We start from the raw sequence: 22,086 nt of genomic DNA on the forward strand, positions 1-22,086 counted from the left end.
GCGGTCGGCGGCAACGGCCAGTCGTGTCCGCAGGGTGGCCATGTGGTCCGTGCCGTCGGCCATCTCAATCGGGTCGTACTTGCGGTCGGCAACCCGTTCCTTCATCGGGATCAGTGCGTTGTCGGTGATCTTGATGTTCTCCGGGCACACCTCGGTGCAGCACTTGGTGATGTTGCAGTAGCCGAGGCCGAAGTCATCCTGAGCCATGTCCTTGCGGTCCATGACGTCGAGTGGGTGCATGTCCAACTCCGCGATCCGCATGTGGAACCGCGGCCCGGCGAACGCCTCTTTGTTCTCCTCGTGATCACGCACGACGTGGCACACGTTCTGGCACAGGAAGCACTCGATGCACTTGCGGAATTCCTGGCTGCGCTCGACGTCCTCTTGCTGCATCCGGTATTCGCCCGGCTGCAGGTCCTTCGGTGGGGTGAACGACGGGATCTGGCGAGCCTTCTCGTAGTTGAAGGACACATCGGTCACCAGGTCGCGCATCACCGGGAACGTCCGCATCGGCGTCACAGTGACAGTTTCGTCCGGGTCGAAGGTCGACATCCGGGTCATGCACATCAGCCTCGGGCGGCCGTTGATCTCGGCCGAGCACGATCCGCACTTGCCGGCCTTGCAGTTCCACCGCACCGCCAGATCGCCGGCCTGGGTGGCCTGCAGCCGGTGGATGATGTCGAGTACCACCTCACCGTCGTTCACCTCGACGGTGTAGTCGTGCAGCTCGCCTCCGGTTTCGTCGCCGCGCCACACCCGCAGGTTCGCGTCATACGCACTCATGCTCAGCCCTTCCTATCGGGGTGTTCGGCCAGTTCTTGCTCGGTGTAATACTTTTCGAGTTCGGACAGTTCGAACGTCGCCAGCAGGTCCTCCCGCATGGGCAGCTGCGACTCGGGCGTCACGGTCACGTCCGGCACCACCTGGTCATCGCCGGACGCGCGGCACACCAGCAGAGTGTTGCGCCAGTTGGCGTCCATCTCCGGATGGTCGTCGCGGGTGTGTCCGCCACGGCTTTCGGTGCGGGCCAGCGCGGCCTTGGCGACGCACTCGCTGACGAGCAGCATGTTGCGCATGTCGATGGCCAGGTGCCAGCCCGGATTGAAGACGCGGCCGCCCTCGACGCTGACGTTGTGCACGCGGGTGCGCAGCTCGGCGAGCTTGGTCAGCGCTTCCTCGATCTCGTCGGCCTTCCGGATGATGCCGACCAGGTCGTTCATGCACTGCTGCAATTCGGCGTGCAGCGTGTACGGATTCTCCGGGTTCGTGTGAGTTTCGAACGGCGCCAACGCGAGTTCGGTGGCCTCGATGAGTGCGGCCTCCGACACCTTGGGCCGCTCCGGCAGCGCCTGCACATAGTCGGCTGCACCCAGTCCGGCGCGCCGCCCGAACACCAGCAGATCCGAAAGTGAGTTGCCACCAAGGCGATTCGAGCCGTGCATACCGCCCGAGCACTCTCCTGCTGCGAACAGCCCGAGGGTGGCGGCGCCTCCGGTGTCCGGATCGACCTCGATACCGCCCATCACGTAGTGACAGGTCGGGCCGACTTCCATCTCGTCCTTGGTGATGTCGACTTCGGCCAGCTCCATGAACTGGTGGTACATCGAGGGCAACCGGCGCTTGATCTCCTCGGTGGGCATGCGCGAGGCGATGTCGAGGTAGACACCGCCATGCGGCGAACCGCGGCCCGCCTTGACCTCGGAGTTGATGGCGCGGGCCACCTCGTCGCGGGGGAGCAGGTCAGGGGTGCGGCGCGCCGAATCGTTGTCCTTGAGCCACTGGTCGGCTTCTTCCTCGGTCTCGGCGTACTGGCCCTTGAACACCGAGGGGATGTAGTCGAACATGAACCGCTTGCCCTCGGAGTTCTTCAGCACTCCGCCGTCACCGCGGACACCTTCGGTGACCAGGATGCCCTTCACCGACAGCGGCCACACCATGCCGGTCGGGTGGAACTGGATGAACTCCATGTTGATCAGACCGGACCCGGCGCGCAGCGCCAGGGCGTGGCCGTCACCGGTGTACTCCCAGGAGTTCGACGACACCTTGAACGACTTGCCGATACCGCCGGTGGCCAGCACGATCGCGGGAGCCTCGAACAGCACGAAGTTTCCGGTCTCGCGGTAGTAACCGAAGGCGCCCGCGATCCGGTCGCCGTCTTTGATCAGTTCGGTGATCGAGCACTCGTGGAAGACCTTGATCCGGGCTTCGTAGTCGCCGAGCTCGGCCTTGTCCTCCTGCTGCAGCGAGACGATCTTCTGCTGCAGCGTGCGGATGATCTCCAGGCCGGTGCGGTCGCCGACGTGGGCCAGCCTTGGGTAGGTGTGTCCGCCGAAGTTGCGCTGGCTGATCTTGCCGTCCTTGGTCCGGTCGAACAGCGCGCCATAGGTTTCCAGCTCCCACACCCGGTCGGGGGCTTCCTGCGCGTGCAGCTCGGCCATCCGCCAGTTGTTGAGGAACTTGCCGCCGCGCATGGTGTCACCGAAGTGGACCTGCCAGGAGTCCTTGGTGTTGACGTTGCGCATCGCCGCGGCGCACCCGCCCTCGGCCATCACGGTGTGGGCCTTGCCGAACAACGACTTGGTCACCACCGCCACGCGCAGGCCGCGTTCGCGTGCCTCGATCACGGCGCGTAGTCCAGCCCCACCGGCACCGATCACGACTACGTCGTAGGAGTGCCGTTCCAATTCCGATGTCATGCAGTCTTTATCCCTAATTTGTGTAAACGGTTGCTAACCAATGAATCTCAGGTCAGAGATGGTGCCACTGGCTACCAGCATGATGTAGAAGTCCGTCAGCATCAGGGTGCCGAGCGTGATCCACGCGTACTGCTTGTGGCGGACGTTGAGCTTGCTGATCTGCGTCCACATCCAGTACCGCACAGGGTGTTTGGAGAAATGCTTGAGGCGTCCGCCCGCGACGTGGCGGCACGAATGGCAGGACAGGGTGTAGACCCACAGCATGATGACGTTGCCCAGCAGGATGAGGTTGCCGAGGCCGAAGCCGAAGCCGCTGGCGGTCTTGTCCGAGTGGAACGCGACGATCGCGTCATAGGAGTTGATCAGCGAGATGATGCCGGCGATGTAGAAGAAGTACCGGTGGGTGTTCTGGATGATCAGCGGCAGCCGGCTCTCGCCCGTGTACTTCGCGTGCGGCTCGGCGACCGCGCATGCGGTGGGCGACTGCCAGACCGAGCGGTAGTACGCGCCGCGATAGTAGTAGCAGGTCAGGCGGAACAGCAGCAGGAACGGCAGTGACAAGGCCGCGTACGGCAGCCACCACACGTCGGGCAGGAACTGTGGCCAGAAGTGGCTGGCCTCCGGGGTGCAGCCCTGGCTGACGCACGGTGAGTAGAACGGCGTCAGATAGTTGTACTGCGGTACGTAGTAATTGCTCTGCAGGAAAGCGCGCACAGTCGCATAGACGACGAAGGCGGCGAAGCCGAGATCGACGACCAGGGGCGACTGCCACCACCGATCGGTCCGGAGGGTGCGCTCGGGGATCTGCGCTCGTGTTGACGAGAAGACCCCGGTCGCGCGACGGTCAGCAGTGGGTGCGCTCACGGTTCCCTTTCTTCAGTTCAGTTGTCCGGCGGGCGCAGGCGCCCGCGTGCTCAGCGGTATCCGCCGAGACCCTCGTCGGCGACGTCCTGCCAGAACTCGCTTCCGTATTGGGTGTCGGGGATGCCGATCTTTTCGCGGCCTTGTTTTTGGCGAGTCACGCCGTGACGCATCTCCAACTCTTCGGCGTCGATGTCCAACCGCTCGATGTCGTTGAGGATCCGCTCGGCGTCGTTCACGACGCGGCGCATGGCGGGGGAATCCCCGTACTTCGCCGCCAACGTGGTGACGCAACGACGCATGTCGCCGATCAGGTTGTGCAGTTCGGAGAACTCAGTGGTGGTGGACAAGTGACCTCCTCGGGCTGAAGGTGTCGGGGCTCACAGTACGACAACCAATGCTAGCCACATCACGATCGGGACGTGATGCGCATCACGTCCGGAGGGTCGTCGGCCGGCGCACCGGATGAGCTCCGGGAACCCAGGTCGTAGTGTTGGTTTCGGCGGCTTCGCGGTCGGCCGTATGACATCTGAGCAGCACATCTGAGCATCTGGAGGACGTATGAGTGAGACCACGTTGCAGGACCGGGCTGCGGCGCTGCTGGCGCTGCACCGGCCCGGCAACCCCGTTGTGCTGCCCACGGTCTGGGACGCCTGGTCGGCCCGGCTGGCAGTCGGCGAGGGGTTTTCGGCACTCACGGTGGGTAGCCACCCGCTGGCCGAGTCCATCGGCAAGTCCGACGGAGAGGGAATGTCATTCGACGACGTGCTGACCCGGGTACGGCAGATCACCGAGGCGGTGGATGTGCCGGTGTCGGTGGACATCGAATCCGGCTATGGCGAGCGGCCGGAGCGGCTGATCGAAGGCCTGCTCGACGTCGGAGCGGTCGGCTTCAACCTTGAGGACACCGTGCACAAGGAGGACAAGCGACTGCGCAGTCCGGCCGAGCACGCCGAGTTGGTCGGGCAGTTGCGCGCGGCCGCCGACGCCGCGGGTGTGCACGTGGTGATCAATGCGCGCACGGACCTGTTCCTGCGCAAGGACGGGGCCGCCGCCGATCGGGTGGATCGGGGGATCGCTCGCCTGTCCGAGGCGGCGGCCGCCGGTGCCGATTCGCTGTTCCCGGCCGGCCTGGCCGACCCGGAAGGGCTGGGGCGCTTCGTTTCTGCCGTGCCGCTGCCGGTCAGCGTGACAGTTCCGGCGGATTCCGCCGACCTCGCCGCGTTGGCGGCCATCGGAGTGGGGCGGATTACCTTCGGGCCGTTCCTGCAGGCCGTGCTTAGTGCGCGGGCCAAGGACGTGCTGAGGCGCTGGCGCTAGCCGTTCGCGGCCGACCCGTCTTTTTGCGCGAACTTCCGCTTCTCGGTGTGCGATCTGTGCCAATAATGACGCACTGATACGTCGAGCAGGTGGGATGCGGCGATGGGTTGGCGCATGAGAAGTGTGGTGACACTGGCTGCGGCCGGTGGGCTGGTGCTCAGTGGGGTCGGTGCGGCACCGGCCGGAGCGGCGACGACGGTGCCGTTGTCGAACTCGATCCGCGGATGTGATTTCACGAAGGCGTTGTTTCTCGGCGGGATGGGCTCGGGTTCCGGCTCCGGCCGGGCCAGCATCGGCGCCGATGGCTCGCACGTAGGTGCCGAGGTGTCGCTGCAGTCGGCCACGCCCGACACCGACTACCGGGTCAGGCTCATCCAACTGCCGCGGCCGTCGGTGGCTACGTGCAACGTCGGGGATCCCGGGGTGGCGGGTGCAACGCTGCACACCGATGCGAGTGGGACGGCGACCGTGACGGTCGCCGGTCAACTGGCTGAGGATGCCACGCAGGCGTGGGTGGTCGTCGAGGGGCCACCGCCACCGGGACGCATTCGCGGTGACGTCTACAGCTCGGATTTCCCGGTAAACATCTGACCTATGCGAAAGCCGGTGGAACCCTTGGGTTCCACCGGCTTTCGGCGTCGGTCCGAAGAATCACCGCAGGCGGACGCGAACGGCCAGCGCCGCACATCCGATGACCACCGCGCCGCCGAGCACCGTCGACCAGGTCAGCCGTTCGTGCAGCAGCAGCGCGGCCCAGCCGAGAGTGAGAACCGGTTGGATCAACTGCACCTGGCTCACCCGTGTCATGGGTCCGATGGCCAGGCCGCGGTACCAGGCGAAGAAGCCCAGGTACATGCTGACGGCCGCGAGATACCCGAATGCCGTCCACTGCACCGGCGTCGCATGCGGCGGTTGCTGCACCACGGCCAGCGTCGTCAAGGCCAGCATCACCGGCGCCGCGACCACCAGGGCCCACGACACGGTCTGCCACGCGCCCAGTTCCCTGGCCAGTAAACCGCCCTCGGCGTACCCGATCGCCGCGGCGAGCACCGCGCCGAACAGCAGGAGGTCCGGCCAGCTCAGATGACCGAGGCCGGCGCCGTGCACCATGGCGAACACCACCGCCGCCAGCGCCCCGGCGGCGGCCAACGCCCAGAAGGTGCCCGGCGGACGCTCGTGGCCGCGCAGCACCGCGCACACCGCGGTGGCGGCCGGAAGTAGCGCCACCACGATGGCGCCGTGACTGGCCGGGACGACCGTCAGCGCATAAGAGGTCAGTAGCGGAAACCCGGCCACGACCCCGGCGGCCACTACGGCCAACCGCGCCCATTGCCGGCCCCTGGGCAGCGCCTGTCGGGTCAGGGCCAGGGCGGCGACCGCGATGGCGGCGGCGACGACGGCGCGCCCTGCGCCGATGAACAGGGGAGACAGTCCGCCGATGGCGACTTTGGTGAACACGATGGTGAACGAGAAGGCCGTCACGCCCAACAATCCCCACCACAACCCGGGGTGGGATAGCGCTGACGAACTATGGATAGTAGCGCTACTCTGTTTCAACATGGATAACGATAGCACTGAGCGCATCGTGTCCGGTCTGCGAAAGTGGGTCACCACCGCGCCGCCGGGCGCGCAGCTACCGTCCAACCGCGCTCTGGTGGCGGAATATGCGGCCAGTCCGGTGACGGTGGCCAAGGCCATGCGCACGCTGCGGAGTCAGGGCCTGGTGGAGAGCCGGCCGGGTGTCGGAACGTTCGTGCGCGCGGTGCGCAGCGCGCGCCTTCCCGACTACGGCTGGCAGACGGCCGCCCTGGGATCCCCGCAAGCGCGGATCCCGGCGCTGTCGACTCCGCTGCGGAGCGTCGCGCCCGACCTGATCGCGTTGCACTCCGGCTATCCCGTTCACGAATTGCTTCCTCAGCGGTTGGTCCGCACCGCATTCGCCCGAGCTGCCCGCGGGGACGCTGCGCTGAGCCCGGCGCCTGCGCCCGGCCGCCCCGATCTGCAAGCGTGGTTCGCCCAGGAACTGGCCGAGTCGTTCGGGGCCGGCGTGACCGCGCCGACGGCACGTGAGGTGATCGTGTTGCCCGGGAGCCAGAGTGGCCTGAGCTCCATCTTTCGCGCCCTGGTCGGATTCGGGCAGCCGATGTTGATCGAGTCACCCAGTTACTGGGGCGCCATCCTGGCGGCGGCTCAGAGCGGTGTGCGGTTGGTGCCGGTACCGAGCGGGCCGAGAGGCCCTGACCCCGAGGAACTTTCGCGTGCGTTCGCCCAAAGTGGCGCCCGGGTGTTCTACGCTCAGCCCAACTTCGCCAATCCGACCGGTGGGCAATGGGATCCGGACCTGGCCGGCCAGGTGCTCGAGGTGGTCCGCAGTCACGGCGCCTTCCTGGTCGAGGATGACTGGGCACACGATTTCGGTATCGACAGCACGTCCCGGCCGGTGGCGGCATCCGACGACGCGGGCCACGTCATCTATCTGAGGTCGCTGACCAAGAGTGTGTCGCCGTCGGTCCGGGTGGCCGCGATGGTGGCCAGAGGTCCTGCGCGCGACCGGATTCTCGCCGATCGTGGAGCGGAGTCGATGTATGTCAGTGGGCTGTTGCAGGCCGCCGCGCTGGATGTGGTGACCCAGCCGGCCTGGCGAACCCACCTGCGCGACGTGCGTCGGCAATTACGGGCCCGACGTGATCAGTTGATCACCGCGCTCGCCGAGCACGCATCCGGGGCGCAGTTGGAGCAGGTGCCCCGCGGCGGGCTTCACCTGTGGCTGCGGCTGCCCGACGCGATCAACCTGGCGCGCCTGGTGCGTGAGTGCGAGGCCGAGTCGGTGCTGGTCGCGGCAGGCAATGAGTGGTTTCCCGCGGAGCCGTCCGGGCCTTACCTGCGACTCAACTATTCCGGGCCCGATCCGCAGCGTTTTGACGAGGCGGCCCGGGTCATCGGCCGGGCGCTGGAGCGTCAAGCGGGCTGACCGGCACACCACCCGGCAATCTCACATCTGCGGCGCGCGGACCGTGAGCACACCGTGACGGGCGATTCACACAGGGCGACATTTCGGCAACGTCGGGTTTCTAACCTCGCCGTATGTCGTCAACACAGAACGTCGTGGTCATCGGACACGGCATGGTGGGACACCGCTTCGTCGAGGCGTTGCGGTCCCGTGACGCCGCGGGAACCTGGCGGGTCACCGTCTTGTCCGAGGAAGCTGACGCCGCCTATGACCGGGTCGGCCTGACCGGTTACACCGAGCACTGGGACCGGTCCCGGCTGGCGCTGCCCGGTAATGCCTACTCCGGCGACGACCGGGTCGACCTGCGGTTGGGCTGCGCAGTCGCCGAGATCGACCGGGATGCCAAGACCGTCCGCACCGCCGACGGCGAGAGCATCGCCTACGACGCGCTGGTGCTGGCCACCGGTTCGTATGCCTTCGTGCCGCCGGTGCCGGGCCACGACCTGCCGCACTGCCACGTCTACCGCACGCTGGACGACCTCGACGCCATCCGGGCCGGCGCACTGGCCGCGCGCGATTCGAAGACGCCGGTCGGCGTGGTGATCGGTGGCGGCCTGCTCGGCCTGGAGGCCGCGAATGCGTTGCGCGCGTTCGGGTTGGCGACCCACGTCCTGGAGATGTCGCCGCATCTGATGGCGGCACAGCTCGATCCGGCCGGCGGTGCCCTGCTGAACCGGATGATCAGGGGCCTCGGTATCGAGGTGCACACCGGCGTCAGCACCGAGAGCATTCAGCCGGTGCAGCGGCACAAGCCGCTGAAGAAATCTCGGATCGACGATTCGGTGCGGGTGTCGCTCAATGACGGCAGCAGTGTCGATGCCAGTGTGATCGTGTTCGCGGCCGGGGTGCGTCCGCGTGACGAGCTGGCCCGTCAAGCGGGTCTCGACATCGCGCAGCGCGGCGGTGTGATGACTGATTTGTCCTGTGTCACCAGTGATCCCAGCATCTTTGCGATCGGTGAGGTGGCCGCGATCGAGGGGCGCTGCTACGGCTTGGTGGGCCCCGGCTACACCAGCGCCGAGGTGGTCGCCGACCGGCTGCTCGGCGGCGCGGCCGAGTTCCCCGAAGCCGACATGTCCACCAAACTCAAACTGCTCGGCGTGGACGTGGCCAGCTTCGGTGATGCCCAGGGTCGGACGCCGAACTGTCTGGATGTCGTCGTCAACGATCCGGTGAAGCAGACCTACGCCAAGCTGGTCCTCTCCGACGACGCCAAGACGCTGCTCGGCGGCATCCTGGTCGGTGACGCGTCGGCCTACGGAGTGCTGCGTCCGATGGTGGCCAGCGAACTGCCGGGTGACCCGCTGTCGTTGATCGCACCGGCCGCTGAAGGCGCCTCCGGGGCTTCGGCTCTCGGTGTCGGTGCGCTGCCCGACATCGCCCAGATCTGCTCGTGCAACAACGTGACCAAGGGCGATCTCAAGGAAGCCATCTGCGGTGGCTGCGACGATGTGCCCAGCCTGAAGAAGTGCACGCTGGCCGGCACCTCGTGTGGATCTTGCGTCCCGCTGCTCAAGCAGCTGCTGGAGGCCGAGGGGGTCGAGCAGTCCAAGGCGCTGTGCGAGCACTTCAGCCAGTCGCGGGCCGAACTCTTCGAGATCATCGGTGCCACCGAGATCCGTACCTTCTCCGGTCTGATCGAGAAGTTCGGTACCGGAAAGGGTTGCGACATCTGCAAACCCACCGTCGCGTCGATCCTGGCCTCCACCAGTTCCGACCACGTGCTCTCCGGTGAGCAGGCCTCACTGCAGGATTCGAACGACCACTTCCTGGCCAACATCCAGAAGAACGGCAGTTACTCGGTGGTGCCGCGGTCGCCCGGCGGGGAGATCACCCCGGAGCAGCTGATCCTGATCGGTGAGATCGCAAGGGATTTCGATCTCTACACCAAGATCACCGGCGGCCAGCGGATCGACATGTTCGGTGCCCGCGTGGAGCAGTTGCCGCAGATCTGGGCGCGTCTGGTCGAGGGGGGCATGGAGTCCGGGCACGCCTACGGCAAGTCGCTGCGCACCGTGAAGAGCTGCGTGGGCAGCACCTGGTGCCGATACGGGCAGCAGGATTCGGTGAACATGGCCGTGGAGATCGAGAAGCGTTACCGGGGCCTGCGCGCGCCGCACAAGATCAAGATGGCCGTCTCGGGATGTGCGCGTGAGTGCGCGGAGGCGCAGAGCAAGGACGTCGGCATCATCGCCACCGAACAGGGCTGGAACCTCTACGTGTGCGGCAATGGCGGCATGTCACCGCGGCACGCCCAGCTGCTGGCCGGGGATCTCGATGACGAGACACTGGTCCGCTACATCGACCGTTTCCTGATGTTCTACATCCGCACCGCGGATCGGCTGCAAAGGACGGCCCCCTGGTTGGAAGCTCTTGATGGCGGCCTGGACCACCTGCGCGAGGTCGTGTGCGAGGACTCCCTCGGCCTGGCGGCCGAATTCGAGGCGGCCATGGAACGTCACGTTGCCGGCTACGCCTGCGAATGGAAGGGCGTGCTCGAGGATCCGGAGAAGCTCTCGCGCTTCGTGTCGTTCGTCAATGCACCCGATGTGGACGATCCGACCATCACCTTCACCGAGCGGGCCGGCCGGAAGGTGCCGGGCGCTACGGAATTCGCGGACGCGAGGAGCAAAACGAATCTCGGTATGCCGTCAATTATCCAGGAGGCGAAATGACCCTGCTCGACGATGGCAACGACGTGTACACCCCTTCGGTTTCGGGGTGGACGACGGCCTGCCGCTATGACTATCTGATGCCCTGCCGTGGCGTCGCGGTACTGCTGCCCGACGGCTCGCAGGCGGCACTGTTCCGTCTCGACGACGGCACGTTGCACGCGGTGGGAAACATCGACCCGTTCTCCGGAGCCGCGGTGCTCTCGCGCGGGATCGTGGGAGATCGTGGTGGACGCGCAACGGTGCAGTCGCCGATCAAGAAGCAGGCCTTCGCACTCGATGACGGTCGTTGCCTCGACGACACCGCCGTGGCGATCCCGGTCTACCGCACGCGGGTCACCCCGGGAGGGTTCGTTCAGCTCGCGGCCTGATCGGGCGCTTTGCTCCAGTGCGCGTCCCGCCCCTGGAGTTTGCGGCGTTCGACGGCGCCGCGTCGTTCGAGCACCGTCAGGTTGCGGTACACGGACTCGATGACGACGGGTGCACGGAAATGCTCGTGCATGTCGTCGCGTAGCTGTGAGGTCGTCATCGGCCGAGACGTGCGTTCCAGAGTGTTCAGCAGGTGTTCACGCAGACGTTCGGCCGGGACCCGGTTACCGGGTCGCACGGCCGAGTACGCCGCCGTGGCGGGCAGCGCCCACCGGTGTTGTCACCTGCACCTTTACCTGCACTCCCGTCACGCTGTCCGATGATCGCGATAACGATAGCTGAGTTCTCGGGTCCGATCTGCCACGGTGAGCCGCCGGCAAACGATCGGGAAATTTGTTACCGCGTCAACTACCTGTACAACGGCTGTTTCCCTGGGAAATTTGCCAGAATTGCACCATCGGTGAATGTCATCAATGGCGTGGCGTACCTCTCGCTGGCTAACTAGAATTGTTCGCTGGGTGTGTTTAGACTCCCTCTCAAGGAAGCGGCGTCAGAGGGGCTGACAAGGGATGTTTGCGCGTTCGGTTTTGAATCTGGTGGGGGCGGCAGCGATGCTGGGCGCACTCGGGGCAGCGTTGGTGCCTCTGGGTTTGAATGCCGTGGATCGTGCCGGCGAACCCATTCCGTGCGGTAACGGAGCGCATCCGAACTACCAAGTTGCCGCCCAGCAGGACCGCCTGAACCTGGATCAACACACGCTCGCCGGGCCGGGATACATGGCCAGCGATTACGTCGAGCAATGTTCGGAGATGGTCGGTGCGCGACGATCTGCGGCCTTGTCGGTCGCGGGTGCCGGCGGCGCACTGATGATCGTGGGCTGGGCCGGGCCGCTCGTCGCGCACTCGATCCGGCTACGCCGCGGCAGGCAGGCTCAGTACTCCGGCGCGCCGGAAGCGGTTCGCAATCAGCCGAACCATGCCGGGGTGGGTGCCCAGTGGTTCACTGACGAGGTCGGCGCCGGATTCACGCAGCCGGTCCTGGAAAAGCCCGTCGGCGAGCAGGTAGGACGCCACAGCTATGCGGCGATGGCCGCGGCCGCGTTGCGCGGAGACGGCTTCGGCAACACTCGGCGCGCCGGTGGCGGCGAAGGCCAGTTCTACGCGATCGCCGGTCATCGCTGACAGCAGCGCAGCGGTACGGCGAAGGTCAGATTGGGCATTTCTGTCCGAGGTCCCCGCGGCCGCCAGGACTACCGAATCGCCTGGCCGCCATCCGGATTCGATGAGCCGATCGGCGAGAACCCGGACCGTTCCCGGGCAGGGGCCCAGCGGCTTGGTGACGGTGACGGCCGGGTGCTCACTGGCGGTCACGTGGGCGGGAACGTCGACCCGGACGTGATATCCGGCAGCCAGGAATGCCGGTACCACCACTGCGGGGGCATCCGTCGGCAGCGACGCGAGAACCTCACTGGGGGTCGGTCCGACCACGTCGACAAACGACACGTGCACAGGCCGGCCCAGTAGGTCGGATACCCGCGCGGCGAGATCGCCGACCATTGCCACGCCGCCCGGCTTGCGGGTGCCGTGCGCCACCAGGACCAGGCTCATCGGATCCGGGCCATCTCGGCGTCGTCGACGGCCAGCCGGTAACCCCGCTTGACCACTGTCGACACGATGTTCTTGTCTCCCAACGCAGTACGAAGCCGCAGCACCGCGGTCTCCACGGCGTGGGTATCGGTGCCGGTGCCCGGCAGTGCGCTGAGCAGATCGAACCGCGACACCACCGCCCCAGGCCGTTGCGACAGGGCCCGGATGGTGGCCATCGAAGCCGGGGACAGCGACTTGACCGCGCCGTCGACCAGGACGCACGTGCCCCGGATCTCGAGCGAGTGTCCGGCGACGTGGACGGTCCGCGCCTGGAGCAGGGGCAGTTCATCGGTGATGTGACGGGCCAAGGCGCCCAACCGCATTCGCTCCGGTGCCGAGGTCGGCACACCGAGGCGGACCAGTGGCCGTGCGGTGACCGGGCCGACGCACATGGCGTGGACGTCGGTGCGCAGTGCGGCCAGCACCCGGTCGGCGAGGTCCATCTCGGTGGCCCGCATCAGGACCGAGGCAACGGCCATGGCCGAGGTGAAACTGACTGCATCGAAACGTCGTTCGGCGATTCCGGCGACCATCTGGTCGAATTCGCCGTCCCGTGGCGCGGGATGCCAGCGATACACCCGGATCGGCACCACATCGGCTCCCGCGGCCCGCATCTCGTCGAGAAACTCGGGGAACGGGTCCCATTCGTCGGTGGCTCCGTGCAGTTGTACGGCGATTCGTTGCCCTGCCACGCCCTGCTCGATGAGGTAGCGCAACACCTCCCGGGAGGATTCCGATTCCGGTGACCATTCCTCGGGCAGGCCCGCGGCCCGCAAGGCCCCGGTGGCTTTCGGGCCACGGGAGACGATGCGGGCCTTGCCCAGCGCGTCGGTCAGTTCGCCGGCCAGGCCCCACCCGTCGGCCGCGGCGAACCAGCCGCGGAAGCCGATACCCGTGGTCGCCACCACGATGTCCGGGGGCACGGCGATGAGCGACTCGGTGTGCGCGCGTAGTTCCTCATCGTCGGGCAACGGGACCATCGTGATGGCGGCCGCACTGGTAACCGTCGCGCCGCGCCTGGTCAGCAGCGCGCTGAGCTCATCGGAACGTCGGGCGGAGGTCACCGCCACGCGAAAGCCGGTGAGCGGTGCCCAGTCGGGCTCGGTCATGTGTCCAGTGAAGGTATCTCGTGTTTCCAAGTGATTACCCGGCCATTGCCGAGGCGTGTCGGTCTTCGGCGACCGTTGTGACGCCCGTCGCAGCAGGCCGGCGGACGTAGCGGAACCACGTGCACGCCGAGGCGAGGATGTAGAAGGCCAGGAAGAGGCAGAACGCCGCGGTCGCCGATCCGCTGGACAGGTAGGACTGACGCAGTGCCATGTTGATGCCGAATCCACCCAAGGCCCCGATCGCACCGGCGAAGCCGATCAGTGCGCCGGACATCGACCGTGACCAGTGCTGCCGGTCTTCCTCGCTCATGTCCAGCGAGTGGCTGCGGGCCTCGAAGATGGACGGGATCATCTTGTAGACAGATCCGTTACCCAGGCCGCTGAGCAGGAACAGGGCCACAAATCCGATGACGTAGCCGCTCATCATCAGACCGTTGGCGGCACCCGCGGTCTGATCGTCGAACATGCTGATCGCGACCAGCAGCCCGGCCGCCAAGATCATGCCGCCGAACACCGCCAGGGTCACCCGGCCGCCGCCGATCCGGTCGGCCAACTTGCCTCCGTACACCCGCGAGACCGAACCGAGCAACGGGCCGATGAAGGCGATCTGTGCGGCATGCAGCGACGCCTGCGCCGCCGTTTGACCACCTGCGGCGAAGTTGATCTGCAGGACCTGGCCGAAGGCGAAGGAGAACCCGATGAAGGATCCGAAGGTGCCGATGTAGAGCAGCGAGATCACCCAGGTATCGGGTACTGCCAGAATCGATTTCATCGCACCGAGGTCGATCTTGTGCTGCTCGAGGTTGTCCATGCACAACGCCGCGCCGATGCCGGCAACGGCCAATGCGACGAGGTAGATGGCGCACACCCAGTACGGGGAGCGGTTACCTGCGGTGGCGATCACCAGCAGGCCGACCAGCTGGATCATGGGAACACCGATGTTGCCGCCGCCGGCGTTGAGGCCCAATGCCCAGCCCTTGAGTCGTTGCGGGTAGAAGGCGTTGATGTTGGTCATCGACGAGGCGAAGTTGCCGCCGCCGAACCCGGCGAGGGCCGCACAGATCAGGTAGGGCCAGAGCGGCAGGCCTGGATGGGCCAGCAGCAACATGGTTCCCACCGTGGGGATCAGGAGCACGAAAGCGGAGAACACCGTCCAGTTGCGGCCGCCGAACGTGGCGGTGGCCAAGGTGTACGGAATCCGCAGGCACGCGCCCACCAGGGTGGCGGTCGCGCCGAGCAGGAATTTGTCCCCGGCCGAGAAGCCGTAGACCGCCTCGGGCATGAACAGGACCATGACCGACCAGATGGACCAGACGGAGAAGCCGACGTGTTCGGCGAAAACCGACCAGATCAGATTCCGTCGCGCGATGTACTTGTTGCCGGCTTCCCAGGCCACGGTGTCCTCGGGATCCCAGTTCGTGATGCGATTCGACTTCAACAGAGTGGGCATGGCGGAAACGCTAGGAAGCGTTTATTGCCCGAATGCGCCCTGCGGTGACCCGGCCGTGAAATTCCGCTCACCCGCTCACACACATGGGTGTGAGACTGTGCGTCCGGTGGTTACCAGACGTCCCCGTCGCGCCAGTCGCAGGTGATCTCGGCTGTGGTGTCGAGTTCCAAGCCTGCCGGCAGATCGATCGGGAGGACGAACAGCCCCCGGTCGTCCTCGGGTGTGCGCGTCACACCGGCCGGCTGCAGCACCGAGGTCGTGCCCTGCCAGGGCACCCACCCGCGGGAGAGGTACATGTCCCGTGCGGACTCCGATGAGCTGAGTGCGCCGAGTTGGTAGGCGCCGCGCAAAACCTGCTCGACGGCGTCCATGACGGCGGTGGCCAGGCCCTGGCCGCGCCAATCCTCGCGTACCGCCACGGCTTCCACGTAGCCGCAGCGCAGCGCGGTGTCGCGGTAGATCAGGCGGCGCTGGACCACTGCGGCGTGGGCGATGAGGGCGCCGTGATGGCAGATGAACGCGTGCATCCCGCCGAGCGAGTGCTCCCAGTCGGCGTCACTGAAATCCCCGTCGAAGGCCTCGATGACCATGCGTCGCGCGCCCTCACGGGTCTCGTGGTCGAGATCGGAGGTGTGGACGAGTCGCGCGGTGTGCAGGATCCCGCCTCGGACGGACGGCGAGCTGACATCCTGTGTGGGCACACCCATGTTCTACCAGCGCCGCGCGCCGGTGTCTCTAGCTTGCGGGCCGTCCAGCGCATCGGCCGAGCTCCCCGGGGCGCGGGCTCCCCGAGCGCCGGGCTTCCCGAGCGCCAAGCCCCCGGGCGTCGTTTCCTACACCTGGGTCGTTGATCGCCGGGATCGCAACCCTGACGTAGAAATTGGCGACGGGAACCGTTTAGACAGCTAGCCCTGGAACGGCCGCCGGGGGTGCGCCCAGTGCAACCGGACAGTCTGGCCTGGCCTGGCCTGGCTCAGTTTGTCGATGTCTTCGTCGGTCACCACACCGATCACCGGGTAGCCGCCGGTGACGGGGTGGTCGGGCCCGAGAATCACCGGAAAACCGTTGGGCGGTATCTGGATTGCTCCGCGGGTCGCTCCCTCGCTGGGCAGTTGACGGTCGGGCCAGCGGTAGTCCAGCGGCATGCCGACCAGGCGCATCCCGACCCGGTCGCTGCGGGTGGTGACCAGCCAGTTGGTCCGGATCAGCACGTCGGGGTCGACGAACCAGTCGTCACGGGGGCCAGGCACCACGTTGAGTTCCAGCACGTCATCGCTGATGGCCGCGACGGGCGCCTGGTCGGTCTCGGGCAGGTCGGCGGTGTGCTCACCGACCGGCAGAATGTCGCCGGGGCGTAGCGGCGCCGGCCCGATCGCCGACATCACGTCGTAGCTCCGCGATCCCAGGACCGGTTCGACGGCGATGCCGCCGCGTACCGCCAGGTAGCTGCGCAGCCCCGAGTGCGGGGCGCCCAGCGAGATCACCTCGCCGTCGTGCACGTGGTGAATGCTGTTGGTGCCGAACGGAATACCGTTGACCGCGGGGTCTGTGTCGGCGCCCGTCACCGCGATCGAGACGTCCCCGCCGCGCACCCGGGCCGAGAACCCGCCGAACATCACCTCGATGGTGGCGTGCTCACCGGGGTTGGCGACGAGTCGGTTGGCCAGCGTGTGAGACCGTCGGTCGGCCGCCCCCGAGCGGGTGACACCGAGGTGGGCCATGCCGGCCCGGCCGAGGTCCTCGACGAGGGCCAGCGGGCCGGTCCGCAGCACTTCCAATGTTGTGGTCATGATGTCCTCCTCGCCGACTAGCCGATGGCCCGGAACTGCACCCACGTACCCGGGGTGAGCAGCGCGGGTTGGTCCCGATGAATGTCGAACAACACCGCGTCGGTGCGTCCGATCAACTGCCAGCCGCCGGGTGACTGCCGTGGGTAGATGCCGCTGAACTCGCCGGCCAGCGCGACCGCGCCGGGCGGGACATTGGTGCGGGGCTCGGCTCGGCGCGGTACCTGTAGTCGTTCGTCGCCGCCGACGAGGTAGGCGAATCCGGGTGCGAAGCCCATGAATCCGACCTGCCACTGACTGCCGGTGTGCGCCGCGATCACCTGTTCCGGGGTCAGCCGGGTCAGCGTGGCCACGTCGCGCAGGTCGGCGCCGTCGTAGACCACGTCGATGGTCACGTCGGCCTGGCCGACCGGACGGACCGGGGCCGCACCGGGTTGTAGCTGCAGCTTGCCCAGCCGTTGTCGGGTGGGCGCCTGGTAGCGCGGATCGGCCAGCTTGATCAAGATCGTGCGTGACGCAGGCACGATATCGACCACACCGAGTAGTTGGGCCGCCGTGAGAGTGGCGGTCCACGCCAAAACATCGGCCGTGCTGTCGAACTCGAGCAGCAGAGCCTGATCGCCATAGTCGCGAGCGGTGCCCGGGTTCAGGGTCGGTCCCGTCGCGTCCATCACCTCTGATGTCACACTCATGACCTGAAGCTACCCGCGAGTAGCTAAGAAAGCTCCGGCTCTGTGAACCTTGCCAGAGGTGCCTTAACGAAGCCTCACACGGCGGCCTGATAAGTCGGCTCGCGGCGCTTGATGGTGGCGATCACGCGGTAGGTGATCGGCAGCATGATCACCTCGACCGCGGTCTTGTAGACCCAGCCCAGCGCGGCGTAGGTGACGAAGTCCCCGAAGGTGCTGATGCCGATCGCGCTGGCCGCGATACCGCAGAAAACCAGGGTGTCGCCGAGCTGGCCGGCGAAGGTGGATCCGACCAGGCGGGCCCACAGGTGCTTTTCCTTGGTGCGTTCCTTGATGGCGACGACGACCCAGGCGTTGATGGTCTGCCCGACGATGAATCCGGCCAGGCCCGCCACGATCAACTGGGTGTAGGCGTGGACGATGTTCTCGAAGTGCTCCTGGTTGGTGTAGAAGTCCGCAGCGGGCAGATAGATGGTGGCCCAGAATGCGAGCGCGGCAAGGGCATTCATCGAGAAACCCAGGAAGATCGCTCGGCGCGCGGCCTTGAACCCGTACACCTCGGAGAGCACGTCGCCGATCACGTAGGTGAGCGGGAAGACGATGAAGCCGCCGTCGGTGATGATCGACCAGTTGCCGATGATCGGTCCGAAGGCGACTCCTTTGGTGGCGGTGACGTTGGAGATGATCACCAGGGCCGTGAAAACCGCGACGAGCACCGGATAGTAGGCCGAGCCGATGCTGGCGGTGCCGCGGTGTTCGGAGTGTTCCTGGGTGCTTGTCACCCGGTCATCTTGTCAGGTCAGTGCCTGGTTGAGCAGCGGTGGCAGCTGGTCGGCGACCAGCGGGTAGGACAGCGGCGAGGCGAACGCGATGGCGCCGGACAGCTCTTTGGGAGTGAACACGTGCCGCTTGCGGGTGGTGGCTTTGAGCTCGGCGATGCCCGGGTCGGCCAGCAGGGCGTCGCGCTCTGCGTCGTTCTCGGTGGTCCAGATCAATACATCGGCGGCGTCGAGCACCGAGGAGAAATCTGAGCGCGGGATGAGGTCGGGTGTCGGGGGCACGGCGAAGCCCATCTGGGTGAGGAATTCGGTCCGCCACCCGGTCTGTGCCTGGACACTGTCGCGGAACAGCGTACCGGCGAGCAGCATCGCCTTCTTGCCGGCGAAGCGCGGATTGTTGGTGGCCACTGCCTTGAACTTGTCGTCCACGCCGGTGACCAGTCCCGTCGTCGCGTCGTTCTGGAACAGGGCCTGGCCGATCAGGGTGGCCTGGTCGCGCCAGGGTTCGAAGAACGCGTCCGGTCCGGACTGTGCGATGGTCGGGGCGATCTCGGAGAGTTTGGCGAAGGTGTCGGCGTCGAGTCCGGCATTGGTGGCCACGATCAGGTCTGGTTTGAGCGCCGCGATCGCGTCGACCTGGATCCCGTCGCTCAAGCCCAGCACGGTTGGCTGGGCGGCCCCGAGTTTCGGTTGCGCCCAGGGCCACACCGCGAACGGCTCACCGCCGAACCACTCGGTCGTTGCGACGGGCACGACGCCGAGGGCCAGCAGGTTGTCCTGTTCGGTGAATCCCGCGCTGACCACGCGTTGCGGTGGACCCGGGATGTTGGTGTCTCCGAAGAGGTGGCGGACGGTCACCGAACCGTCTTTCGCAACTTCGCCGGGTTTTTGCGTGCTGCATGCGGCGACCAGGGCCATCCCAGCGGTGACCGTGAAAAACCCTCGCCGCGACCAGGTTGTCGGCACTTAGCCAGGGTAACCGTTTAGCTACCCCGTGGTGAAGGTGCCGAACAATCCGCCGAACAGGATCGAGGCCAGACCCAGCGCCACCACGACGTTCACGACGGTCGCCGCGGCGAACAGCACGATCGGTCGCCAGCCGGCTTCCTTCAGTCCGCGGAGCGAGAACTCCAGTCCGATGGCCACGAACGCGAAGATCAGGAACCAGGTTCGCAGGTCGTTGACCGTTGCGATGGCCGATTTACCGTCGGCGGCGAACTGCAGGTACAGCGTGCCGATCACCGAGGCGGCGATGAAGCCGAGCACGAATTTCGGGAAGCGGTCCCAGAATTCGCGCAGAGACGGGCGTGCCACTGCTGGGTCAGGTGTGTCAGTTCGGCGTTCGACCTTCAAGGCGAAGTACGCGGTGAGAGCGATGGCGACGATGCCGATCAGCGCGTTCTGAGTGGTCTTGACGATCGTGGCGATCTGCAGTGCCTGCTCACCGGCGATCGTGCCTGCCGCGGCGACGGCCGCGGTGGTGTCGATATTGCCGCCGATCCAGGCACCGGCGACGGCGTCGGACAGCCCGAACACGTCGGCGAGCCAGGGCAGCAAGAAGATCGACGGTAGCGCGAACACGATGACGAGCGACGCGGCGTAGGCCAGCTGCTCTTTTCGGGCCTGAACGGCGCCGGCGGCGGCGATGGCCGCACTCACCCCGCAGATGGAGACCGCCGAGGCCAGTAGCGCGCGCAGTTTGTCGTCCAGGCCCAGCCGCCCACCCAGCCACCAGGTGAATCCGAAGACGATCGAAATCAGAAGGAGTGCCTGGATGATCGCCGGTCCCGCGGCGGTGGCGAGCACCTTGAGGTTGATCGACGCCCCGAGCAGGACCAGGCCGGTCTTGATGAAGAACTCGGTGCGAAACCCTTGAGACAGGAGGTCGCGGAGCGCGAACCTGGCCAGGATGGCGTTGCCGATGAGCCCGAGAGCGATTGCGTAGACCGGGAATTCGACTGATTTGGCGACTTTGGCCAGTGGTGTCCCGGCGGCCCAGTGGGGCACCTCGGTTTCCAGGAATCTGGTCGCCGCACCCAACGCGATGACCACGAGCACACCGGCGACGGCGTAGCCGGCCTTCGGCGATCGCTGCTGCGAGCGTTCCTCGGTGCTGGTCATGGGATCACGCCGCCGGGGATGGCACCGACGAGGACGAGGGTCAAGAGGATGAGGCCGACGATCACGGCCAGCCAGTCTTCGTTCACGCGCGTCAGGCTAGGTAGCGCGCATCTTCGCGGGCACCCTTGAGATCTTCACGAATACAACCAGTTACGACCGCCGTGAGTGGCGCTGCGCTGCGCTCGGTGACCAGCTATTGTCGTTCCCGCATATTGGGCGTCCCCTGAGATCTATTCTCGGCACAACGCGGACCGACTGAGGAGTGGCCATGCGGATCACGTGGTATCCGGCATTGCTCGGATTGACCGGTTTGACCATCCCGATCGCTATCTCCATTGCCGCTGCACCGGCCGCCGTTGCCGACTGCGTCGACGCCGGAGGTTCCACGGTGTGCGCGCAGGGCAATGTCCGTGGCGGTGGGCCGACGCCGCCGAAGGCCGGTCCGTACTACCCGTATCCGTGTGCCAACGACTGGTACTGCGGCGACTGGGGTCTGGAGATCAATCTCGACCCCGGCCGCCCTGACAACGGTGGTGGTGGCGGCGGTGGCGGTTGGCGTCCGGGGCGGCCATGAGCCTCCGCCCATTCACCCGAGTCCACTTAGGAGCCACGATGTTCTCCCGTGTCATCGCCGCCGGTGCAATCAGCTTGTCGCTCTTGGCCGTTGGTGTGCCCGTCGCCGCGGCAGACGAGCCGAACTGCACCGCCGCTGACCTGGCCGGTGTGATGGCCGGCGTCCGCGCGTCCACCTCGGCGTATCTGTTCACCCATCCCGACGTCAACGCGTTCTTCACCAGCCTCAAGGGGCAGTCGAACGAGCAGATGGCCGAATCGGTGAAGGTCTATCTCCAGGACAAGCCGCAGATCCGGGCCGAACTGACGGGGATCCGGCAACCGGCGATCGATTTCCGTAACCGCTGCGGCGGGTAGGCGACTCACTGCTGCACGAGCCCGCGCAGCAGCACCGCCAAGCCGAACTCGAACGCATCGTCGGCGCGCGCGGGCCTGGGCGCACCGGTGTCGAGCGCAGCGGTCAGTTCCGGGCCGACCTCGGCGCTCGACTCCCACGGCCGGTCGGGTGCGGTGAGGTCCAGCGCGGACCCCAGCACGTAGTTGTCGACCAACGTGATGATCCGCAATGTGTCGGTCGGATTGAAGCCTCCGCGGGTCAGGGTTACGGCGATCGCGTTGTACATGGTCAGTGCCTGGCTGCTGTTGACGGCGTGGGCTGTGAGCAAGGGAATCAACTGCGGGTAGCGGGCGAAGCTGCTGCGGTACGAGCGCATGATGTCGGCCAGGATGTCGATCCATGGCCGCTCGGCGTGCAGGTCGGGCAGGTGCACCTCTGACATCGCCCGTTCACGGAGGAGTTCGACGATCTGCTCGCGCCCGGAGACGTGGTTGTACAGCGACGACGGGCTGACCTTGAGCCTGCGGGCCAGTTCGGGCATGGTGAAACCGCCGGTTGTGCAGACGAGATCCATTGCCGCACTGGAGATCCGGTCGATTGACAGGATCGGTGATGGTGGTCGCCCCATGTTCTGTCCCCCCTGATCGAACTTAACTCTTTACAAATG

The 22,086-nt window shown here is 66.4% G+C and carries 23 protein-coding genes; 7 read left to right on the plus strand and 16 right to left on the minus strand.

The genetic code is table 11. The features are described 5' to 3' along the window. The 4 genes from A5779_RS22925 to A5779_RS22940 all read right to left on the minus strand — a co-directional run. A partial coding sequence (locus A5779_RS22925) for a succinate dehydrogenase/fumarate reductase iron-sulfur subunit (protein WP_236734854.1) occupies positions 1-783 on the minus strand: 783 nt, incomplete at its 3' end. A 2-nt stretch (positions 784-785) separates the two neighbouring features. Then, complete coding sequence (locus A5779_RS22930; protein WP_064885915.1) at positions 786-2,696, minus strand: fumarate reductase/succinate dehydrogenase flavoprotein subunit; 1,911 nt, start codon at positions 2,694-2,696, stop codon at positions 786-788. A 33-nt stretch (positions 2,697-2,729) separates the two neighbouring features. Beyond that, positions 2,730-3,560: a succinate dehydrogenase subunit SdhC gene (locus A5779_RS22935; RefSeq protein WP_055119713.1), complete on the minus strand. Its 831-nt coding sequence runs from the start codon at positions 3,558-3,560 to the stop codon at positions 2,730-2,732. A 50-nt stretch (positions 3,561-3,610) separates the two neighbouring features. Beyond that, positions 3,611-3,907 carry an Rv0250c family protein gene (locus A5779_RS22940; RefSeq protein ID WP_055119715.1) on the minus strand — a complete coding sequence of 99 codons (297 nt, stop codon included), beginning with the start codon at positions 3,905-3,907 and terminating at the stop codon, positions 3,611-3,613. Positions 3,908-4,118: 211 nt separating this feature from the next. Here A5779_RS22940 and A5779_RS22945 point away from each other — a divergent pair, with 211 nt between their 5' ends. Continuing rightward, entirely contained in the window at positions 4,119-4,877 is a 759-nt protein-coding gene (locus tag A5779_RS22945) for an isocitrate lyase/PEP mutase family protein (protein WP_064885917.1), read from the plus strand. 114 nt (positions 4,878-4,991) lie between these two features. Then, the gene (locus tag A5779_RS22950; protein WP_236734855.1) at positions 4,992-5,468 is read left to right on the plus strand and encodes a hypothetical protein; all 477 of its coding nucleotides are present in this window, start codon (positions 4,992-4,994) and stop codon (positions 5,466-5,468) included. A gap of 60 nt (positions 5,469-5,528) precedes the next feature. Here the strand turns inward: A5779_RS22950 and A5779_RS22955 are convergent, their stop codons facing one another. After that, positions 5,529-6,437 (minus strand): DMT family transporter, encoded by a 909-nt coding sequence (locus A5779_RS22955; RefSeq protein ID WP_064885921.1) that lies wholly within the window; start codon positions 6,435-6,437, stop codon positions 5,529-5,531. Between A5779_RS22955 and A5779_RS22960 the strand changes: the two genes are divergently transcribed. From A5779_RS22960 to nirD, 3 genes are all read left to right on the plus strand, one after another. Then, on the plus strand, positions 6,436-7,848 hold the full coding sequence (locus tag A5779_RS22960; protein WP_110777637.1) for an aminotransferase-like domain-containing protein: 1,413 nt from the start codon (positions 6,436-6,438) through the stop codon (positions 7,846-7,848). The two genes, A5779_RS22955 and A5779_RS22960, sit on opposite strands and share 2 nt — an antisense overlap. A 113-nt stretch (positions 7,849-7,961) precedes the next feature. Beyond that, positions 7,962-10,562, plus strand: coding sequence for a nitrite reductase large subunit NirB (gene nirB, locus A5779_RS22965; protein ID WP_064885922.1), 2,601 nt, complete (start codon positions 7,962-7,964; stop codon positions 10,560-10,562). Further along, the gene (gene nirD, locus A5779_RS22970) at positions 10,559-10,930 is read left to right on the plus strand and encodes a nitrite reductase small subunit NirD (RefSeq protein ID WP_055119723.1); all 372 of its coding nucleotides are present in this window, start codon (positions 10,559-10,561) and stop codon (positions 10,928-10,930) included. The genes nirB and nirD overlap by 4 nt, the downstream gene beginning before the upstream one ends. Here nirD and A5779_RS22975 read toward each other — a convergent pair. The 10 genes from A5779_RS22975 to A5779_RS23020 form a co-directional block, all read right to left on the minus strand. After that, positions 10,915-11,088 (minus strand): hypothetical protein, encoded by a 174-nt coding sequence (locus A5779_RS22975; protein ID WP_236734856.1) that lies wholly within the window; start codon positions 11,086-11,088, stop codon positions 10,915-10,917. The two genes, nirD and A5779_RS22975, sit on opposite strands and share 16 nt — an antisense overlap. Before the next feature lie 751 nt (positions 11,089-11,839). Further along, complete coding sequence (locus A5779_RS22980; protein ID WP_064885924.1) at positions 11,840-12,535, minus strand: sirohydrochlorin chelatase; 696 nt, start codon at positions 12,533-12,535, stop codon at positions 11,840-11,842. Then, complete coding sequence (locus A5779_RS22985; protein WP_064885926.1) at positions 12,532-13,683, minus strand: uroporphyrinogen-III synthase; 1,152 nt, start codon at positions 13,681-13,683, stop codon at positions 12,532-12,534. The genes A5779_RS22980 and A5779_RS22985 overlap by 4 nt, the downstream gene beginning before the upstream one ends. Positions 13,684-13,717: 34 nt before the next feature. Next, positions 13,718-15,133 (minus strand): nitrate/nitrite transporter, encoded by a 1,416-nt coding sequence (locus A5779_RS22990; protein WP_064885928.1) that lies wholly within the window; start codon positions 15,131-15,133, stop codon positions 13,718-13,720. Between the two features lie 110 nt (positions 15,134-15,243). Continuing rightward, positions 15,244-15,834: an aminoglycoside N-acetyltransferase AAC(2')-Ib gene (aac(2')-Ib, locus tag A5779_RS22995; protein ID WP_064885980.1), complete on the minus strand. Its 591-nt coding sequence runs from the start codon at positions 15,832-15,834 to the stop codon at positions 15,244-15,246. A gap of 204 nt (positions 15,835-16,038) precedes the next feature. Next, positions 16,039-16,923 (minus strand): 5-oxoprolinase/urea amidolyase family protein, encoded by an 885-nt coding sequence (locus A5779_RS23000; protein WP_064885930.1) that lies wholly within the window; start codon positions 16,921-16,923, stop codon positions 16,039-16,041. Between the two features lie 17 nt (positions 16,924-16,940). Further along, positions 16,941-17,612, minus strand: coding sequence for a 5-oxoprolinase subunit B family protein (locus A5779_RS23005; protein WP_236734857.1), 672 nt, complete (start codon positions 17,610-17,612; stop codon positions 16,941-16,943). 74 nt (positions 17,613-17,686) lie between these two features. Then, positions 17,687-18,391: a queuosine precursor transporter gene (locus A5779_RS23010; protein ID WP_064885932.1), complete on the minus strand. Its 705-nt coding sequence runs from the start codon at positions 18,389-18,391 to the stop codon at positions 17,687-17,689. 12 nt (positions 18,392-18,403) lie between these two features. Continuing rightward, positions 18,404-19,354, minus strand: coding sequence for an ABC transporter substrate-binding protein (locus A5779_RS23015; RefSeq protein WP_064885934.1), 951 nt, complete (start codon positions 19,352-19,354; stop codon positions 18,404-18,406). Between the two features lie 21 nt (positions 19,355-19,375). Beyond that, complete coding sequence (locus tag A5779_RS23020; protein WP_064885936.1) at positions 19,376-20,509, minus strand: YeiH family protein; 1,134 nt, start codon at positions 20,507-20,509, stop codon at positions 19,376-19,378. Between the two features lie 268 nt (positions 20,510-20,777). On the opposite strand from A5779_RS23020, the gene A5779_RS23025 reads away from it, so the two are divergent. Both A5779_RS23025 and A5779_RS23030 read left to right on the plus strand, forming a co-directional pair. After that, on the plus strand, positions 20,778-21,083 hold the full coding sequence (locus tag A5779_RS23025; RefSeq protein ID WP_064885938.1) for a hypothetical protein: 306 nt from the start codon (positions 20,778-20,780) through the stop codon (positions 21,081-21,083). A gap of 38 nt (positions 21,084-21,121) precedes the next feature. Then, positions 21,122-21,439, plus strand: a complete 318-nt coding sequence (locus A5779_RS23030) for a heme-binding protein (RefSeq protein WP_064885940.1) — start codon at positions 21,122-21,124, stop codon at positions 21,437-21,439. Between the two features lie 5 nt (positions 21,440-21,444). On the opposite strand, the gene A5779_RS23035 is transcribed toward A5779_RS23030, so the two are convergent. Next, positions 21,445-22,047 (minus strand): TetR/AcrR family transcriptional regulator, encoded by a 603-nt coding sequence (locus tag A5779_RS23035; RefSeq protein ID WP_064885942.1) that lies wholly within the window; start codon positions 22,045-22,047, stop codon positions 21,445-21,447. Positions 22,048-22,086: the final 39 nt, after the last annotated feature.

Origin of the sequence: Mycolicibacterium peregrinum (genome assembly GCF_001665625.1) — a bacterium.
Lineage (GTDB): Bacteria > Actinomycetota > Actinomycetes > Mycobacteriales > Mycobacteriaceae > Mycobacterium > Mycobacterium peregrinum_B.

Excerpts from the sequence above, each read along its gene's own strand:
- A5779_RS22930 (WP_064885915.1), bottom strand. The coding sequence starts at position 2,696 with ATGACATCGGAATTGGAACGGCACTCCTACGACGTAGTCGTGATCGGT.
- A5779_RS22945 (WP_064885917.1), top strand. The coding sequence starts at position 4,119 with ATGAGTGAGACCACGTTGCAGGACCGGGCTGCGGCGCTGCTGGCGCTG.
- A5779_RS22950 (WP_236734855.1), top strand. The coding sequence starts at position 4,992 with ATGAGAAGTGTGGTGACACTGGCTGCGGCCGGTGGGCTGGTGCTCAGT.
- A5779_RS22960 (WP_110777637.1), top strand. The coding sequence starts at position 6,436 with ATGGATAACGATAGCACTGAGCGCATCGTGTCCGGTCTGCGAAAGTGG.
- A5779_RS22955 (WP_064885921.1), bottom strand. The coding sequence starts at position 6,437 with ATGTTGAAACAGAGTAGCGCTACTATCCATAGTTCGTCAGCGCTATCC.
- nirB (WP_064885922.1), top strand. The coding sequence starts at position 7,962 with ATGTCGTCAACACAGAACGTCGTGGTCATCGGACACGGCATGGTGGGA.
- nirD (WP_055119723.1), top strand. The coding sequence starts at position 10,559 with ATGACCCTGCTCGACGATGGCAACGACGTGTACACCCCTTCGGTTTCG.
- A5779_RS22975 (WP_236734856.1), bottom strand. The coding sequence starts at position 11,088 with ATGACGACCTCACAGCTACGCGACGACATGCACGAGCATTTCCGTGCA.
- A5779_RS22980 (WP_064885924.1), bottom strand. The coding sequence starts at position 12,535 with ATGAGCCTGGTCCTGGTGGCGCACGGCACCCGCAAGCCGGGCGGCGTG.
- A5779_RS22985 (WP_064885926.1), bottom strand. The coding sequence starts at position 13,683 with ATGACCGAGCCCGACTGGGCACCGCTCACCGGCTTTCGCGTGGCGGTG.
- A5779_RS22990 (WP_064885928.1), bottom strand. The coding sequence starts at position 15,133 with ATGCCCACTCTGTTGAAGTCGAATCGCATCACGAACTGGGATCCCGAG.
- A5779_RS23000 (WP_064885930.1), bottom strand. The coding sequence starts at position 16,923 with ATGACCACAACATTGGAAGTGCTGCGGACCGGCCCGCTGGCCCTCGTC.
- A5779_RS23005 (WP_236734857.1), bottom strand. The coding sequence starts at position 17,612 with ATGAGTGTGACATCAGAGGTGATGGACGCGACGGGACCGACCCTGAAC.
- A5779_RS23020 (WP_064885936.1), bottom strand. The coding sequence starts at position 20,509 with ATGACCAGCACCGAGGAACGCTCGCAGCAGCGATCGCCGAAGGCCGGC.
- A5779_RS23025 (WP_064885938.1), top strand. The coding sequence starts at position 20,778 with ATGCGGATCACGTGGTATCCGGCATTGCTCGGATTGACCGGTTTGACC.
- A5779_RS23030 (WP_064885940.1), top strand. The coding sequence starts at position 21,122 with ATGTTCTCCCGTGTCATCGCCGCCGGTGCAATCAGCTTGTCGCTCTTG.
- A5779_RS23035 (WP_064885942.1), bottom strand. The coding sequence starts at position 22,047 with ATGGGGCGACCACCATCACCGATCCTGTCAATCGACCGGATCTCCAGT.